Consider the following 18,748-nt stretch of genomic DNA (forward strand, 5'->3'; position numbering starts at 1 on the left):
TTCCTTAAGAAAATAAAGAGGAAGCAATATGGAACAAACATGGCGTTGGTATGGCCCTAATGACCCTGTATCTTTAGATGATATAAAACAAGCGGGCGCGACAGGTATTGTAAATGCACTTCACCATATTCCTAATGGTGAAGTATGGACTAAAGAAGAAATATTAAAACGAAAAAATATCATTGAAGATAAAGGCTTCGTATGGTCTGTTGTTGAAAGTGTGCCTGTACATGAGGAAATTAAAACTCGCACAGGAAATTATCAGCAATGGATCGAAAATTATAAGCAGTCATTAATTAACCTCGCTGAATGTGGTATTGATACCGTATGTTATAACTTTATGCTCGGTATTAGACTGGACGCGAACTGATTTAGAGTATGAATTAGCGGATGGGTCAAGAGCACTGCGATTTGATCAAATAGAATTTGCTGCATTTGAGCTCTATATTTTAAAACGACCAGGTGCAGAGTTTGAATATACACAGCAGGAAGTGGATCAAGCGCTTGAGCGTTTTAAGTCAATGCCACAAGCCGCGATAGATAAACTCACATCGAATATTATTGCAGGTTTACCAGGTGCAGAGGAAGGTTACACTTTAGAGGAATTTCAGGCTCGTTTAGACACTTATAAAGGTATTGATAAATCAAAACTGAGAGAGCATCTAGTGCTGTTTTTACAGGCTCTTATGCCAGTTTGCGAACAGTATGGCCTGAGATTAGCGGTACATCCTGACGATCCGCCTCGACCTATTCTTGGTTTACCACGCATAGTGTCGACGATTGAAGATATTGAAGCGTTGACCACTGCTGTTCCGAGCATGATGAATGGAATTACAATGTGTACTAGCTCGTATGGTGTACGAGGTGATAACGATCTAGTGAAGATGATTGATGTATACGGTGATCGTATTTATTTTACTCACTTACGTTCAACTCAAAGAGAAGAGAACCCTTTGAGCTTCCATGAAGCGGCTCATCTTGAAGGAGACGTGGACATGTATCATGTGGTCAACGCATTGCTCAAAGAAGAGCAACGACGTAAAAAAGTAGGTGAAACCCGCTTGATTGCGATGCGTCCAGATCATGGGCACCAAATGATTGACGATTTAAATAAAAAGACTAACCCAGGATATTCTTGTATTGGCCGCTTAAAAGGTTTAGCTGAAATTCGTGGGTTAGAGCTTGCACTTAAAACAGCGTTCTATAAGTGATAAATAGTACTAGAGTATAAAATAATGGCTAGCAAAGCGTAAGTTAGCCATTCATTTCTTTTATGGCATTACAGGTGGTAATAAACCTAACCGATATAATGTCCATGTTACTGCTATGAGTAAATACGACGTTTATGCAAAAACGTCGCATATGGAATTTTTAATTAAAAATACTTGGAATATATATGTCTGATCTTATTTTGAATTCAACGGACTCGTTCGTAATTGACTCCATTTATGGAGCGCTATATACATCTCAACGTAACAACCTCACGTTACTCGACTTTGAAAGTGATATTAAAGTTGTCGCTCGCAATGACTGGAATAAAGAGAAAGTCGCGTTAATTTGCGGTGGTGGATCAGGGCATGAACCCGCTCATGCTGGTTTTGTTGGCGAAGGAATGTTGACAGCTGCTGTTTGTGGCGACTTATTCGCAGCCCCAAGCGTTGATGCCGTGTTGAATGCTATATTGCATGTGACTGGACCTGCTGGCTGTTTAGTCATCATAAAAAATTATACGGGTGACCGCCTTAATTTTGGTCTTGCTGTTGAAAAAGCAAAAGAGATGGGACACAAGGTGGATTTGGTCGTTGTCGGGGATGATATTTCCATACCCGAAAACCCACAGCCGCGAGGAATAGCGGGTACTTTGTTTGTCCAAAAAGTCGCGGGTTATATTGCAGAGCAAGGCGGAACCCTTGAGCAAGTAAAACAAGCAGCGTTGGATGCTAATGAAAAAACTGCATCAATTGGCGTTGCTCTAACGAGCTGTTCATTACCTGGAGAAACAAACGAGCGTATTGCACAGGGTAAAGCAGAGCTCGGTCTTGGTATCCACGGAGAACCAGGAATTGAGACCATTGCACTTCCAGCAGCTCGAGAGCTTGTCACAGCGATGGTGAACAAACTTCTTCTAGCTAAACCTGTCACAAACAATGCCATTCTACTAAATAACCTCGGTGGTTTATCTCCGATTGAGATGAATATCGTTACCAAGGAAGTAATTGAGTCTGATCTCGGTCGTCAATGTGAATTGATTATTGGCGCTGCACCGCTCATGACTGCAATTGATATGAAAGGTTTCTCTATTTCCACTATTCAATTAAATAATGAGATTTCTGCGGCAATACAAGCACCTGTTGAGGTTGAGGCGTGGCCAAACGCCGTGATTCGCCGTGAAATTCCAACGTTAAAATGTCACAACAAAATAGAGAAGACTGCTTTTGAACCATCGGATGATGAAGGGACTGCATTAGCTATCCGTACCGTTTGTGATGCGATAATTACGATAGAAAAAGAACTCAATCATTTGGACTCAATTGTTGGCGACGGCGATACGGGTTCAACGTTTAGCGCTGGTGCTCGTAAGGTCTTATCGGAACTGAACGCAAATAATTTGCCACTAAAAGATCACGCCAAATTATTAACGGTTATCGCTAATAACTTGACTTCGGTAATGGGCGGATCATCTGGAGTATTGCTTTCTATCATGTTTACGGCGGCAGGTCGTGAATTAGAAACAACGGGTTCTTTTCCAAAGGCTTTGGCAAAGGGACTTCAGCAAATGATGGCATACGGTGGTGCTAAACCTGGCGATCGCACGATGATTGATGCGTTATATCCAGCGTTAGAAGCATGGGTTAATTACGGATTTGAAGCCGCGATTGATGCTGCCATGATCGGAGCTCAATCTACCGTCGCTATGACTAACGCGAACGCGGGGCGTTCCTCTTATCTTAATAGTGAAAGCTTATCAGGAACGAAAGATCCGGGTGCCTTTGCTGTAGAAACCGTGTTTACACAATTTAGAAAGTAGAAGCTCCTCTTATTTAGGGGTCGGCGCTTGAGTTAATTACGAATTTAAAGGAATAGAACATGGACAAAATCATCATCTCTCCAAGCAAATATATTCAGGGCGAAGGGGCACTCGACAATATTGGCAAATACATATCGGTTTTCGGAAGTAACCCGTTGGCCATTGCCGATGACTTTGTATTGGGTCTGGTTCGAGATCGCGTAGATACGAGTTGTAGCGTTGAATCAGTTGCGGTTAATTTTGAACAATTTGTTGGTGAGTGCTCTCGCCAAGAAATCGATCGATTAATCGAAGTATGTAAGAGTAATGGTAACGACGTTGTAGTGGGTATTGGTGGTGGTAAAACACTCGATACTGCAAAATCAATTGCATTTTATACCAAGCTACCTGTAGTTGTTGTACCGACAATTGCTTCAACAGATGCGCCAACCAGTGCGCTTGCCGTTATTTACACACCAGAAGGTGAGTTTAGCGAATATCTAATGTTCCCATCGAATCCGGATACGGTGATTATGGACACTGGCATTATTGCTGCTGCACCTGTTCGCACGCTGGTTGCGGGAATGGGCGATGCGTTGTCGACATATTTTGAGGCAAGAGCAAATGGTATCTCGGGTAAGGCGACAATGGCTGGCGGGGCACCAACTCGATCTGCACAAGCTTTAGCGCGTCTTTGCTATGATACGTTGATTGCAGATGGGGTAAAGGCAAAAGCGGCGGTTGAAAATCAAGTGTCGACAAAGGCTGTAGAAAACATCATTGAAGCGAACACGTATTTATCGGGTATTGGCTTTGAAAGCTCGGGTCTGGCTGCGGCGCATGCTATTCATAATGGTTTAACCAAATTAGAAGAGTGTCACCATTTATTGCACGGTGAGAAGGTGGCGTTTGGCACATTAACTCAACTTGTGTTGGAGAATGCTCCCAAGGAAGAGCTTGAAGAAGTTCTAAACTTTTGTAAAGCGGTAGGGCTGCCGACCAACTTACATGATATGGGTGTCAAAGAGGTGAATAAACAGAAGTTAATGGAAGTTGCTGAGGCGTCTTGTGCGGAAGGCGAAACTATCCACAACATGCCATTTGAAGTGACCGCCAACTCCGTTTATGCAGCACTACTCACCGCTCATACTTTAGGTAAATAACAACGTCTGAGTCATTAAATAACAAGAGTGGATGTTAAACGCCGTTCCACTTTTGTTATTTCCGCCTCAACTGAGCTCATCGCTACACAGTCAGCATCCGCTTTTTCTTTCCTTCAAATACACACCTAATGTTCTTATTGATATTGGTTTACTTCATTACGTTTCTGCATAGGAATGTATTTTAAATCGAATGTTGTTTTGCTGATTTTTACGAAAATACATCACAATTTACTGTAAAAGTGTAGTTTATCAATACGCAATTTGTGTCGTATGTCGTAACGTTATGCATAATGTCAATAAAAACTCCCACATTTACAGCAGATAGGCAATACATTGCCTATACTTCGGTTTCTGTCAATTTATCAAATGCTAAGGAACAGTGTGGGTAATTTGCAAAGGACAAAGAGTTCTGTTGAAACGTGTTTTCACTCTACGGAATATCAACTTGTAGAGAAGATTGGCGAGGGAGGCTTTGGCCAAGTTTATAAGGCGCAGCAACATAGTACAGGGAAGTATGTTGCGATAAAATTTTTGATTCTCAGCGATGACTTTAGCGTTAGCAAAAAAGATCGTTATATTTCACGTTTCCACCGAGAGTCAGAGTTAATTTCTCGACTGAATCACCCTAATATCGTCACGCTTATCGACAAAGGTCAGCAAGGTGATTACTTAATTTACGCCGTTTATGAGTATATTGAGGGCGAAACACTACAACAGCATTTGCAAACTCATGGCGCGCTCAATGCGTGTTTGGCTGCGGAAATTATGTCGTGTGTGTTGGATGCATTAGCGCACGCTCACCAGAAAGGTGTGATTCACCGTGATATTAAACCTGCCAACATTATGCTGTATCAAGTTGGGGCAAAAACACATGTAAAGGTCTTAGATTTTGGTATCGGCACTCTAAAAAACGAAGCAAGACAGCTTGATTATAAAAGTATTACGCTCACTCAAGAAACACTAGGTACTCCGACATACAGTGCACCGGAGCAGCTAAGGGGAGAGCCGCCCTTACCGCAAACGGATATCTATGTCTGGGGGTTGGTATTTTTAGAATGCTTGACCGGAGTACCGACATTCACAGGAACGAGCTTAGCTTCAATTTTTCATCAGCAGCTTAGCCAAGCTAATGTCCCTTTGGGAGTTCTCGTCGGTCATAGTTCGGCGAACTTTTTTTAGGCGGGTTTTAAATAAAAGACCGCTACAGAGACCTAGTGACACGGCTAAGTTGTATCATGAATTCAACCAGCTAACCTTTAGTAACTTAGTAGGCGTTTTGGAACGCTCACCGTTATGTGTTAACGACAGTAATGAAAGCTCCCTTCCTTTTTCGTGCCATGATGAAACCGTCATAACGGATGGTAAAATATCATTTTCGCATTTAAGTGAGCGTAAACAAATTGCAGTGCTGGCACTCATTATTAGTTCAGATAGCGTGGCAGATTCATATGCGCCACGGATTGCTCAAGATGTTGTAGATATGCTCCATCGAGATCAAATGCAGCAGTGCATTGATATTGCGGTGCGCTATGGTGCATGTCATATAGGATCTTTAGGGGACACCTTGCTATTTTATTTCGGCTACCCTCAAGTTACAGATAACGATAGCCGTTTATGTAGTCGTGCTGCACTTGAAATAGCAAGCAATGTAGCTAATAAAAATGCACTATTAAAATGGCAGCATTCAATTGTTAGTCAAGTGAAAATGGGTATTGATATCGGTTTAATAGCCGCACTCCCTAATTGCGTGCCAGAAGGAAGAATAGCTAATAGAGCGATGGAATTAAGTCGAGCAAGCTCAAAACGGGCAAATAGTTTGTACGGAAAATGTGCATGCAATACTCGATAGCTATGTTGAATTTGATGGACTTGTTTTAAATGAACAAAGTAGAAGAGTTAGCGATCAGGATACGAATACTTGCTACCTGCTATGTGGAGAACGGCAATCGGAGGCGTTTGGGTTTTTAAGAGGAAGCCGTAAACATAGGTCGTTTGTTGGAAGAGACTGTGAACTTATGCAACTTTCACAAATAGTGGCATATCAATCGGAAGAGAGTTATTCGGTTAGTCCACTAATTCATATTCAAGGAGAGGCGGGAATAGGGAAGTCTCGCTTGGTGATCGAATTTAGAGACAGTTTGCAAAACAGAAGACACCTTGTTGGGCAGTGTCTCCCTGAGCACAAGAACAATGCTCTATATCCGATACTGTCTATGCTTAAGCATAAATTGTCGCTCTTAGGGCTCACTGAATTGCAGAGTACTTTGCGCCTCAAGCAGGCCGTTGATCAGACGCCGTTGAACGGAGTTCAAGGTAAGCAAGGGCTAATTGTTTTGTCTGCGTGGCTTGGGTTACCCATTTCAGATTCTGATTCTCTAACGGAATTATCACCGGAGTTACAGAAAACACGGCTATTTGAGGTGATTAGTTGCTTATTTTGTAGCAGTGAAACGCGAAACCAAAAGATGGTGGAGCAATATCTTTTTGTTTTTGAAGACCTACATTGGAGTGATCCAACAAGTAGGGAGTTCATCCAACATTTCGTGCAATCCGAAGGGTTTGTACAACAGCGTCATTTATGGTTGACCACGTCCAGAAACTCATTACCTAAATCCTTAGTGAATATACCAAAAACACTAGTGCAACTTGACAAACTAAGTGTGCATCAGTCAAGGGTGTTTATTAATGATCTTTTTGATAAACAACCGTTGTCAGAAACGCTATTGACATTATTGGTTGAACGAGGTGATGGCGTCCCTTTATTTATCGAAGAATTGATTGCAAGTCTACAGAAGCAGAGATTGGTTCACAAAGTTAATGGTGTCATTGATTTTGTGAATAGTGATATGAAGAGTCAGGTGCCTGTTACGTTGCGAGCTTTGCTGCAGCAGCGACTAGATTCCTTATCATTTTCGAAAGATACCGCGCAACTTGCGGCCTGTATTGGACGTGACTTTGATTATCGATTACTGGTTAAGGCTTCTGATAAAGACGAAGCTCAGGTGCAATTGGATCTGAAAGAACTGGTTGACGCCGATTTGGTGATTTTGCAGCGTAAAATGAATGGAAATAGTTATATTTTCAAGCATGCCTTAGTTATGGATGCCGCCTATGAAAGTACTCATAAAGACCGGAGAAAAGCAGCCCATTTATCGGTAGCCGAAGCGTTAGAGGTAAGCATGGGAGCAGATATTCGTTTAATGGCAAACCATTATGAATTAGCAGGAAGGACAGAGAAAAGTCTTGCGTTATGGAAGTTGTTTGGTGATCAAAATAAGAAGGTGGGTTTACATGATACCGCCATTATTGGCTATGAGAAGTCGTTATCTCTTATCGAGGGAATAGAACAAACCGCGAGCCTTGCTGAGATAGAAATCGACACCAGAAGTGCGATTTCTATCTCATACTCTGCCACCCTTGGCTATGCTCATGAAAGTATTACTCCTCAAATCGTAAGAGCAATGGCTCTGTGCCGGGAGTATTCAATCACGGTAATAAATGAAAAAGCAGAGCAACTTTTCCTTATACAGTGGAGCTCTGCAATGATGCTGGTAGTTAAAGCACGGCATAGGGAAGCCTTAAAGGAGATTGAAGCGCTATATGAGATTGCTCAAAGTTCAAGGTTAGAGCACCTTTTCATTGCGGCTGCACAACTAAAAGGTGCTGTTGAGTTTGCACAAGGACGATTTTTAACATCGGTTAAAACACAAGATGAAGTAATTGATCTGTTTTGTTATGAAAAACACCATGAAAAATTGTCAATATATTCGTTCGATCCTGGTGTGTCTTTATATATTATTCAAGCAATCAACTATTGGTTCCTTGGCGATGAAAAACAGTGTGAACGATGCTTAAATACAGCTATCAAACTTTGTGAACAGTCTGACTTACCAACAGATAAAACACATGTATACAATTATTGTGCGTTTTTGTTTGTCTTTAAAAAAGATATCGATAACGCAAAGAAATATGCAAAAATATGTTTTGATTTGGCGGTAGAGTATAACCATGAGGTTTGGATTGCCCATTCTGAAGTAATGTTAGGGTGGGTTGAATGTAAAGTTGGCAATAATTGTGATGGTGTAGAGCTCATTAGGTCAGGTTATGAAAAGTACGTTAATACTGGTGGTGTTGGACACACCTCATTTTTATTAACGTTGCTATCCGAAGGTGTGTATTTGTCTGGAAATTTAACGGAAGCTATTGAAATACTGAAGCGTTCAATCACGCTTGCAGAAGAACACGATGACAAGTTTTATTTAGCAGGAAGTTATCTGCTGATGAGTGAGTACCAGAACGGAAATAAACAAAAGTCCGAATATTTTAATAGGTCTCATCATTGTGCACTCAATCAGGAAGCTACTGGGTTTATTGACAATATGCTGTTGAATAAGTCGTTAGTAGTTAGGTAATCAATATCATTGGATTAGGGAATTATGTTTAAAGGAATTATAGCGGTTCTAAGTTTAACGTTATCGATACCAGTTGTAGGTGAAGAACAACGCATCGACGAGGCAAAGTTGAATGCTATAGAGCAGCTTCCTATCGCCTGTGATAACTACATAAAACGGGGTTATACCAATGTTCAAGCGTGTTTTCCTGCTGTCGTTGGAAATAGGATTACAGATTTAGACGTAAAAGGGCTAACAGTCCAACAGTTTAACTCTTTAAGTTGGCCAGTGTCGGCACGTCATGTTGGGCTTCCTGACTTAAAAACGAAATTTGATACAACATATGACACGTATCCAGTGTGGCAGTCATGGATGACGCTGAATGACTTTTATGTACTTGATGATAAAGAGGACATGACATGGTTTTCTTCAAGATCGAGCATTCCTCAGTCGTGTAAAAAGCTAGTTGCAGGCGATGAAAAGGGTAACAGTAGATTGTCTGAATTTTTAGTGAAACACAAGTCGGTGCCCGTTGGACCCAAAGTTCAAGTGCTCACTATGGATAAGACAGCCTCAGGCCATCGTGTGTATGATGAACAAAAGAATAAACTCAAATTTCAGGTGTACTTTAATAATGTCGCATATAACAGCTTGTTAGAATATGAGGATGAAATAAAATTAGGTGGAGTCAAGTTTAAATCTGGTACGTTTAATGGCGTGAACGACAGTGAGCGAGGCGCTATATTCGTAAAAGCTGCATGGAAAATTCTACAAGAGGACAATACAGACTTACATCGAACGGTTTCTTTTGTCGTAAATGATGAAACCGAGACATGTGAGTTAGAGTTAGTGGGCTTGGTTGGGCTACATATAGTTAGTCGAGATATTCCCAGTAACCTTGCAAATGCGTATAAAGGAAATTTGTGGACATGGTCTACCTACGAGTACAAACACAATTCGCCTACAACTACTGAGTTTGATGATGGATCGTATTTAGACAGCAGGTGGTTATTTTTCAGTAAAGAGATGTCTAAGGAGGAAATCGAAAATCAGTGTTTTTATGGTGAAAAGGCTAAGCTGTCTAACTATAAAGTAGCCGATAAAACATCTTGTGTAGTTAATAATCCAAATATAAAGCCAAGCGTTATACTGTCGAATGACTATGGAGAGTTTTCAGATGATTTCCCAGTGGATCCAGAAAGTCCGATATTGAATACAGTCTGGAAAAATTATACCCCTGTGGGAGTTCAATGGTCAGAGGGGGAGTATTAATGTCAACAGCTAAAAATAAAAGGACAGATTCAGATGATCAACCATTTTTAGCAAATAATGTATTAGAACCATATACGCCTTTGTCTGGGTGTTCCCAGTGTCATACGCAAGGCAATAAAACACAGGAGGGAGAGTTAAGAAATGAAATGATGTTTTTGAACGACAATACAAGAAGAAAGGAAGGCTGGGTTGACTTTAACCTACTTACAATAAGGAAAATAAAATGAACGTAAAAACAGACTTAACTGAAGCATTTGTAATTAGAGATCAATTTTGTTGCTTGAAATTGCTGACATCGATAATAACCAGCAGTCAGCTTCAAGACCAAACATCGAGCATATACCAGTATCTTGATGAAAGTAAAAACTTACAAGTTATATTACAGAATATATTTTATATACCCAGTGCCATTCTTGAATTCGATAACACACCAGTGTTAAGTGCATTACTACTAAAATGTGCAGGTAATGATCTAAGTAAAAGCGATCTGAGTGTCTCTCACGCTATTATGAGTGATGAGTATGCCAGAAATTTAGTGAAAGAGAGTGCTAGCCGCACTACATCGACTCAGCAGATCTCTTTGACGATAGGAAAAGCAGCGTATAGATGTGCTTTTTCCATTTTAGATGAGCTATGTGACTTGGATGATATTAAGTATGATGATGGTGAGAAGCTACCAAGTACGGGGCAGTCTAAGAGTGTGACTTTGTTAATGCTTAAGGTGGCGAGTAACGAAGAGCTAAGAGAAGTCATCAATAAAACGGAAAACCCAGAGCAATTAGCAGAACGTCTACGTGAAGTTGATGTCGGTAAGGGTTTTGAACGCTTAGACAATGAAATTTCTATGAAGTTGTCACAACTAATTATCAATAAGAACGAAGATAAATCAGCCTTGGTGAATTTCGTGGGGCAAACAATGCATCACGTTACATGGTAATTGCAGATAAGATGGTCGCTGTCGAATGAACGGCATAACCGTATAGCGTGGGTCTTTAGTGGCATGTTTTAGTTTGTAATACTGGTGTAATAGACTTCTATTGCCCCAACGCTATTATCACCGATATAGAGTCTTATTAAACGGGCTTGGCAATGACTATTTTGTGAGGGGAGCTATGGCATTTTTAATATCACAGTCGACAAATTATCAGGTTTACCTGAAAGCATTCCATCAGTTTGGGCGTTTGACCTCGGCAGTTGATACCGTCATTGACAGTCCGGAAATTTCACGCATTCATGGCATTATTGAGTGGATAGACTCAGGTTGGTATATTCGAGACATCAGTAAAAATGGAATTTGGCTAAATAATCAACCTATTACTGCCAATTCATTGCAGCCTTTATCACTCCACGATACGATCAGTTTTGCAAATCGTCGAGACATTACCTTCGTGGTCGAAAACCTAGATAAACCTTGTGATGCTTTAGTGCCGATGTCTTCCTCTGAGCCCGATGACAGTAAAACTTATAAGCCCATTTTATTACAGCAATATCACTTTTTACCGTCTGAAACCTCACCTGAATTGATCATTTACTATGACGTCAGTGAGAAGCAGTGGTACTGCGAAAACTTATCGGAATCCTCGGTTCATAAAATTGAAGATGGAGAGATGTTAGAGTTTTCTCACTCAATGTGGCAGTTGATGAAAGGGGCTGATCAAACGGTTAATGAAACCGTCGCGATTAACGAAAATGTCGACGCTGACTTATGTTATGTCTTCAACATTAGCCAAGATGAAGAGTTGACGGAACTCACATTAAAGAATCGCAATGGTGATATTGATTGCGATACACGCACTCATCACTACTTAACAGCGTTGCTGGCGAGATACAAAGGGCAAGATCGACTTAATTCATTGCCTGCCGATCTACAAGGCTGGCGTAGTATAGAGCAGTTAACCAAAGATATTGGTTTGTCTGAATCTCATGTCAATATTCAAATTCACAGGGCGAGGAAGCAGATTTCAGACAAGCTGTTATCTGCTGGGATTTGTGAGCCACTGCTTATTGAGCGAAAACGTGGTCGAGTGAGATTGGCAGCGACCAATTTTAAAGTGTTCAAAGGGCAAGCGCTAGAATTAGATTCAACATCCATATAGTGATGACTTCATTGCTGTCTTCCTTATCGTTTGAGTGTTCCGATATTTATGAAAGTGAACAGGCTGGCCCTTCATCGTTTAGGTGAAATGGCTAGCTGTGCTTCTCGACAGATCCTGCTGTAATAAGCCGTAATAACATCTTGCGTTTTTTCGCTCTACTCTTTGTCCGTGGTGATTATCCTTGGGTGGACAGAATGTTTGCACTGGATAAAGCACAGAGGTCATTTGATTGCTGACGTTGTACTGGTCATGCAATCAGGTACTGGTTAAAGAGTAGGAGACTAGGATGAAAACAATACGGATATTAATTGGTTTAGTGGCATCGCTGGCACTTGGACCTGTCGTGGCGAGCGGTATCGAGTCGAACATATGGACACTGGGGAATGTCATCTTTGATGATGGTGGAAAGGCAAAGGGGTCGTTTGTTTTTTCTTCAGAATCAGGCCAATGTGAAGCAGTGAACGTCACAGTGAGTGGGCCTTTGTTCAATGGTGCCGACTTTACTTTTGCAAGCTATAAAGACCGAATTTCATGCAATGCAAACTATCTTGATGCTTGTGAGGGCGAGTGCCCTAGTGGCTCAAGATATTTTAGGCTCACCTTCGAAAATGCGCTTAGTGACAATGTCATTGAGACAAACGTCGCGACTGGTTCGGTAGAGAGCGGTACGTATTATGGAAAGGGAGCGTTTGCCAATGCAAAAGGCGGCAAGAATGGTCTCGTTCAGATCATGCCCAATAATATTGATTATGGGATGTACTTTGACGCTGATATTCGCGATGCGGAGTTTTGCCAGCTTTCTGTCGATAATGGAAAATTGAGTTTTGGAGACGGGGTGACAAATCCGGCGATGACCTGTCCAGATTTATTTTCGTGGTACTTATTTACTAAAGTGATTGATGATGAGTTTTGGGTGAAATGGGCAGATGAGACCCAAAATTGGCCCGAAAATCCGTTACCGTTATGTAGTTCAGAAAATTCAGCGGATTGCTGTAACCCTAATCAGGTGGTTAATCAAGACAGTGCTTACTTTAAAAACTGCCCTTATTTTCCAGGGGAGGAGCAACAGGCACTTATTGAAAAAGCGAAGCATGCCACCAATGCAAAAAGTGCTAATAGCAGCAATGTACAGTCATTCGTGGAAAACTTTGAGAGTTTGATCAAAGTGGGTAACCCGGTAATCAAGGAGAGACAAGACCAAATTGCGACCTATTTAGCCAATGAATGTACTTCTGCAGAGATCGATACCATTCTACCGAACGACCCTGAGAGCATTGGTCGTGTACTTCGCCAAACTAATGCAGAAGTGACCATCAGAAATCAGGAGTTTCACGAGTACCTATATCGCAACAATTTATACAATAGTGATGGTGTGTTAGCGGTGTATAGTCGAAACGATGCTAATCAAGTTAACAATGCACCTTATCATCTTGGTAATCAGTCAGCGGTGAATTCTGCTTCAAGCAAACTAGCAACGGTTGACCTTCCTCCTCAATCAATAATGATTAAAAGTAACTGGTTAAGTGAAAAATTGATCGGCGCGATGCGCGCAAAATATCCAGAGCAAATGGTTGACTTTGCGGCATCAGATCAATATATCAGACAGATACACAAGACACCTAGTCACGTTGAAAAATGGTAAAAATTGCCATATTACGGATAATCACCTGTTAATGGCTTTTCATGTCTCTTCGAAAGATATTCCCCGCTGGGTCTGGACGACGTTTGAGCATAAAAATAACCCCGGGCGCTGCGACTTTACGGGTTGTAATGATAGCTTTGGGTATAGGGCAACAAGGCCTGTTACTGGAGAGTCCACTAACTATATTTCGCCATGGCAGAAAAGCGACAATCTAGCTCAAAGTTCCGTGGTATTCGCTCGCGATCTCCAGTACCCAGAAGGGAAGCCAACAGAGCAACTCACGGTGTTATTGTCGCATTTTGGTATAGCAACACAAAGCAAACCGCAAGCTGTCAGTGTGCTTCCGAGTAAATCGGACTTTGCTTGGAAAAACTATCGCTTGAAGGGCTCTCAGGTGAACTTCACGGATAACCAAGGTCGACCCACTCATTTAGGGAACTCGATCACAGAGGCTGGGTTTATGTCTAACTCAAGTTGTATTGGTTGTCATGCAAGGGCGGGTGTTGCACTCATTGAAGCAACGAAAACGGGCGAGCGAGATAAAGCAAACTTCTTCCACCTAGGTGTATTTGAACCAACATTCAGTGAATTTGGCTATCAACAATCGCATGATGGGATCCCCAATCAAAAATGGTATTACCAAGACAACGGTAACCAATCTTTAGAAGTGCTACAAACAGACTTTGTTTGGGGCTTTCTTAATGCTCAACCACTTTGCATGGACGATTGTGGGTAATAATTCAGCAGAATTGATTGGTAAATAACTTGATGGCAAGGGAGGCGTCCCTTGTCATTGTAAATTGCAATATGGTTGTTGACCACATAGCTGCAATCTTTCTCTTCATCCCTTGCTTGCTGTAATAAACCGTAATAATAAATCGCTCAAATTGGTATTAGAGTAACTCGTTATACGAATCTAATTAATATCGTCGAGCGTGGTTCACGGTATCTCTAAAGAGGTTAATTATGCACTATTCACTGAGATTTTCTGGAAATGACTATTTAACGAGCTCGCTGGACAAGCTCGCTAGTGGGTCGCTCGACACGGATATAACGTTACAGTGTTGGTTTAAGACAACGGACTCTGGCACTTTAATTAGCCATCAAGCGTCTGGTTTGTTACTGAGCATACAAAGTAATGGCTCGCTACGATTTATTATCGGTGGTGAATCGTCGATTAAAGGAGTGTTATCGGCAGAATCAGGTTTCAATGATGGCCGTTGGTATCATATTAGCGCGGTCAAGCACATTGAAGGATTAACGATTCTAATTAACGGTCAAACGATCGCAGTGTTCCCGATCGATGACATAGAGACAAGATATTCTGATGTGTCAGATTCGGTGAGTCCTTTTTATGTTGGCGCATGGCATAACGAGAACACTGTAGCGGATCATTTTAGCGGTGATATTGGTGCCATTAATATTTATCTGGCGGCGTTAAGCGCTGAGAAAGTGATGGAGTGCATTTGTCACCCTCAAATGTTCGATGACTCCAATCGAGTGTTGAGCTTGAATTTTGACCGCCAAGCGGAGTGTTTAAACCCTGTTGCGCTGTATTTTGTTGGGCGGGCTATTGGCCGTGCATTACCAATAGGGTTGATTTCGGTCGTGATACGCAATGACTCTCAGTCGGAATTGCTTAAAGTGGCCAAAGAAGACGCCGCTTCATATTTTCCCGAGGTCCTCAAAGCAGGGGAGTATCATCGAGTTTATATCCCTCACGTTTCGGAGATAGCTCTACAGGCTGTGTATCACGATGAATTGAGTAATGCCAATCGCATAACAATTGATTTAGAAGCCAGTCAGTTTGATCCTCGGGTTTCACTTAATAGTTTCGCTAATGAAGACAGTCGCCTTGTCACTCAGAAAAGTATCAAATTAAATGTACACAACCTGTATGTTGCTGAGGTTTACATTGGTGACAACCCAGTGGTAGTACAAGGGCTTAATTTCACTAGCTTCATGCGAGAAATGGCGTTGTGCGTACCGAGAGATCAAGTGACGACACTAAGCGAGGATTCACGTTATCAATATAATGAAAAGGCACAAGTATTTAATCGAAAATTTCAATTTAAGCCACTTGCGATTGTAGAGTGTATAACCGAGCAAGATGTTGCTAATACGTTCAAGTGCGCGACACGTAATAATTTGCCAATACGAGTACGTTCCGGTGGGCATGACCATGAAGGAGAGTGTTCGGCTAATGACACTATAGTCATTGATTTAAGTCAGTTAACACTGGCGTCAGTAACCGCGACACAGATTACTAATGAGTATGAAACCGACCAAATAAAGTTTGAAGGCAATGAGCAAGGTATTAAGCGAGTGAGAGTCACGCCAGGTGTGCGCTTTGAAACATTGACGACGGTGCTTGCACAAAACCAAGTGATGATTCCTCATGGAACATGCGCGACTGTTGCAATTGGTGGGTTCATCATGGGAGGAGGCTGGGGACCGTGGACTCGAAAGCATGGTATGTGTTGTGAGTCATTGGTTCGCGCTAGGATTCTTTTGGGAGATGGAACAATACATGAGTTAACCATTAACCCAAATGAGAAAGACCTCTTATGGGCCTTGAAAGGAGGGGGAGGGTTGAGTTACGGCATCATTACTGAACTCGTCATTGACACCTTTGATTTACCCAAGCTTATCCAAAAATTTGAACTGTCATGGAACCCCTATCAGCTTGGCTCTCTGTCTTTGCCTATTCATGCTATGCCAACCCTTGATGTGTTAAGGCAATGGGAAGCGGTTATCAAGGATAAAAGTAACGTTGAATTGATCGGGACCAACCTTAAAGTTTCCGCGAAACATAGTGAGATTGAGGAGTTTGACTATCAAACGGTTACTCACAAATGTGTCATGTACGGGTACTTTGATGGCAACGAAACGAAGCTTAGAGAGTTTGTTAATGATAAGTTTGGCGCTGAACCGTTACTGACGATTACGGGGGTTGGTGGCAGCGATGTTCCCAATATGGATTATGGTCTGAATTTAGCCAGTAGTTGGGATCGTGAATCGCTCTATAATATCCGTCAGCTGTTGAGCCACAAGAATGCTGCGCCAATTCCGCCGGATCTGGATGACCCCGCGCCCCATAAAATCACTTCTCGTCTTGTCGACGCTAATGGGTTGGCCTGTGACTCATCGGTTGAAAATGGCTATGAAGCCTTGTTGAAAAGCTTGACCTCGTCGTTGCTTGGGCCTGCCAATGTCAAACTGGGGCTATTTAGTTACGTCACATTAGGCGCAATTACGGGTGAATTCTATCAAAATAAAGATGTGGTAAACACATTACACAGTGCCTTCCCATACAAAGATCGTTTGTACACGATCCAATATCAAACGTGGTGGAATGAAAAAGTATTGGACGTCGCTAAAGAGCAGGATAATAAAGTGTATCTCCACCTAAATAGAGCGCTAGATTGGATGGATGACGCTCGTGATTGCCGAATCAATGGCACAGGGGGAGCCTTTATTAGTTTTAAAGATAGCTCGATTCCAACGAAAACCTACTTTTCTACGAGCTATATCGACTTGATGAAAGTTAAACAACATTATTCGATTGATCCGCTCAATCACTTTAGAACACGTAAAACTATTTTATAGTTACAGGGAGTGTAATAGTGGTGTAATGGTGTTGTGAGTTTTGTTATTTATACTAGTAAGTAACATGGTGAATAAAATGTATTTTTGTTTGTTTTTATAATCATCTTGATGTGTAAGTTATTATATTCGTAGCTTTACTTATGATGAATTAATTGTAGCGTTAGAGTATACCATTATTAATGGTAAGGGGTAGGTATGTGTACAAATTTTTATATTAGAACCAAAAAGAACGAGATGGTCATTGGTCGAACACTAGAGTTTGCTCTGGATGTAGACTCAGACATATTCTTTCGAAAACCAGGTTATCGTTATAGCCAAGATATTCGTAAGATCCTGAATCAGATTCAAACCGAACTTCAACTTTCAGATAAGCAGTTAGAAAATTTCCAAATCAATGCTGAAACGCCGGACGCTGAACAGCTTTATAGTTGGGAAGGAAAGTATGGTTTTGTGGCCATGGGTAGTTTGGGACAAAGTTTCGCAACAAATGGCTTAAATACACAAGGGCTAACAACAGGCACAATGACGTTGGCACAAAGTGAATATCAGCCTTTTGTGGCAGACAAAAACTCGAAGACACTACTTTATCCATGTTTAACAAATTGGATTTTATCAAATTGTTCTACGTGTCAGGATGTTATCGACGCTCTTGATGTAAGGCGTGAAGACATTTGTTTATCCAAAGAAAGTACTCTGTCGACAGTGATGGCTGATAATGGAGAGGATAAGTTGAGAGTTTCTAACCCGTTTACAGGCGCATTACCACCAGGGTTTCATTTTCATATGCCGATTCAAGACAAACTTGGCCACAGTATTGTTCTGGAGTACACACATGGGCGCTTAACGATTACAGATTTAATGCCCATTGGTGTGTTGACCAATGATCCTGTGATTGGCTGGCAACAAGAAAACGTTATCAATAATTATATGAATATTACGCCAATTAATATACAAAGCTTAAACCCGAATGCGTTTTGGCTGAATAACAACTTTGCATGTGAAACGGTGGCACAAGGCTCTGGGTTTACTGGACTACCGGGCAGTTCAGCGCCTGTAGACCGCTTTGTTCGTGCATCCATGATGACAAATTTTGCTTTTCAAACTGATGACACGGTAGAAGCAACCAACTTGGCGTTTCACATACTAAATACCGTCGATATTCCTGATGGAACAAGTCGTGAGCATATCAATAGTGAATCGGGTAATGGTGCGGATCGCACCCTTTGGGCGACAGTCTCTGATCTTACTCATCAAATCTATTCTATTCGTATGTATGGCTCTCCTCAGGTGTTTAAAATTGACTTGAAGAAACTGGATTTAGAAGCGCTTAACGACGTTCGATATCGCTTACCTGTACGTGAACATCAATCTATTGATGTAACAAACAATATTATGAGTCAGGTTACAATATCAAAAGAGCCTCAACCAGAAAGCGTATAATAACAATGTTTAGGCTACCTTGATGTGCGAGTATCGTTCTAAACTTAGCAGTGTAATATTCATCAAATCGTTCTATGCTGTGTGACTAATATAAGTTATTAATAGCTAGTTTGAATTTTGTTCTAGTG

Annotated in this window: 13 protein-coding genes and 1 pseudogene; all 14 read left to right on the plus strand. The window is 41.4% G+C overall.

The window, feature by feature from the left end; translation table 11 throughout:
• The first annotated feature begins 28 nt into the window (after positions 1–28).
• The 14 genes and pseudogenes from uxuA to AC0L66_RS23320 all read left to right on the plus strand — a co-directional run bounded on the left by uxuA (position 29) and on the right by AC0L66_RS23320 (position 18,620).
• Positions 29–1,211: pseudogene (gene uxuA / locus AC0L66_RS23255) on the plus strand (mannonate dehydratase).
• A 185-nt stretch (positions 1,212–1,396) separates the two neighbouring features.
• Entirely contained in the window at positions 1,397–3,028 is a 1,632-nt protein-coding gene (locus tag AC0L66_RS23260; RefSeq protein ID WP_473569616.1) for a dihydroxyacetone kinase subunit DhaK, read from the plus strand.
• 59 nt (positions 3,029–3,087) lie between these two features.
• Positions 3,088–4,170 carry a glycerol dehydrogenase gene (locus AC0L66_RS23265; protein ID WP_473569618.1) on the plus strand — a complete coding sequence of 361 codons (1,083 nt, stop codon included), beginning with the start codon at positions 3,088–3,090 and terminating at the stop codon, positions 4,168–4,170.
• A 381-nt stretch (positions 4,171–4,551) separates the two neighbouring features.
• Positions 4,552–5,349, plus strand: a complete 798-nt coding sequence (locus AC0L66_RS23270) for a serine/threonine-protein kinase (protein WP_473569620.1) — start codon at positions 4,552–4,554, stop codon at positions 5,347–5,349.
• 97 nt (positions 5,350–5,446) lie between these two features.
• The gene (locus AC0L66_RS23275; RefSeq protein WP_473569621.1) at positions 5,447–6,019 is read left to right on the plus strand and encodes a hypothetical protein; all 573 of its coding nucleotides are present in this window, start codon (positions 5,447–5,449) and stop codon (positions 6,017–6,019) included.
• On the plus strand, positions 6,000–8,582 hold the full coding sequence (locus AC0L66_RS23280) for an ATP-binding protein (RefSeq protein ID WP_473569623.1): 2,583 nt from the start codon (positions 6,000–6,002) through the stop codon (positions 8,580–8,582). Before AC0L66_RS23275 ends, AC0L66_RS23280 begins: the two co-directional genes overlap by 20 nt.
• 24 nt (positions 8,583–8,606) lie before the next feature.
• Complete coding sequence (locus AC0L66_RS23285) at positions 8,607–9,833, plus strand: hypothetical protein (RefSeq protein WP_473569624.1); 1,227 nt, start codon at positions 8,607–8,609, stop codon at positions 9,831–9,833.
• Positions 9,833–10,060: a hypothetical protein gene (locus AC0L66_RS23290; protein ID WP_473569626.1), complete on the plus strand. Its 228-nt coding sequence runs from the start codon at positions 9,833–9,835 to the stop codon at positions 10,058–10,060. The genes AC0L66_RS23285 and AC0L66_RS23290 overlap by 1 nt, the downstream gene beginning before the upstream one ends.
• Positions 10,057–10,770: a hypothetical protein gene (locus tag AC0L66_RS23295; RefSeq protein ID WP_265673880.1), complete on the plus strand. Its 714-nt coding sequence runs from the start codon at positions 10,057–10,059 to the stop codon at positions 10,768–10,770. The genes AC0L66_RS23290 and AC0L66_RS23295 overlap by 4 nt, the downstream gene beginning before the upstream one ends.
• 175 nt (positions 10,771–10,945) lie before the next feature.
• On the plus strand, positions 10,946–11,929 hold the full coding sequence (locus AC0L66_RS23300; RefSeq protein ID WP_473569628.1) for an FHA domain-containing protein: 984 nt from the start codon (positions 10,946–10,948) through the stop codon (positions 11,927–11,929).
• A 286-nt stretch (positions 11,930–12,215) separates the two neighbouring features.
• A complete protein-coding gene (locus tag AC0L66_RS23305) occupies positions 12,216–13,571 on the plus strand; it encodes a hypothetical protein (RefSeq protein WP_473569630.1) in 1,356 nt (451 codons plus the stop codon).
• A 31-nt stretch (positions 13,572–13,602) separates the two neighbouring features.
• Positions 13,603–14,307: a hypothetical protein gene (locus AC0L66_RS23310; protein ID WP_473569632.1), complete on the plus strand. Its 705-nt coding sequence runs from the start codon at positions 13,603–13,605 to the stop codon at positions 14,305–14,307.
• Positions 14,308–14,537: 230 nt separating this feature from the next.
• Positions 14,538–17,180: an FAD-binding protein gene (locus tag AC0L66_RS23315; RefSeq protein WP_473569634.1), complete on the plus strand. Its 2,643-nt coding sequence runs from the start codon at positions 14,538–14,540 to the stop codon at positions 17,178–17,180.
• Positions 17,181–17,375: 195 nt separating this feature from the next.
• On the plus strand, positions 17,376–18,620 hold the full coding sequence (locus AC0L66_RS23320) for a linear amide C-N hydrolase (protein ID WP_265673884.1): 1,245 nt from the start codon (positions 17,376–17,378) through the stop codon (positions 18,618–18,620).
• Positions 18,621–18,748: the final 128 nt, after the last annotated feature.

Source organism: Vibrio sp. GJ43-1 (assembly GCF_055808835.1).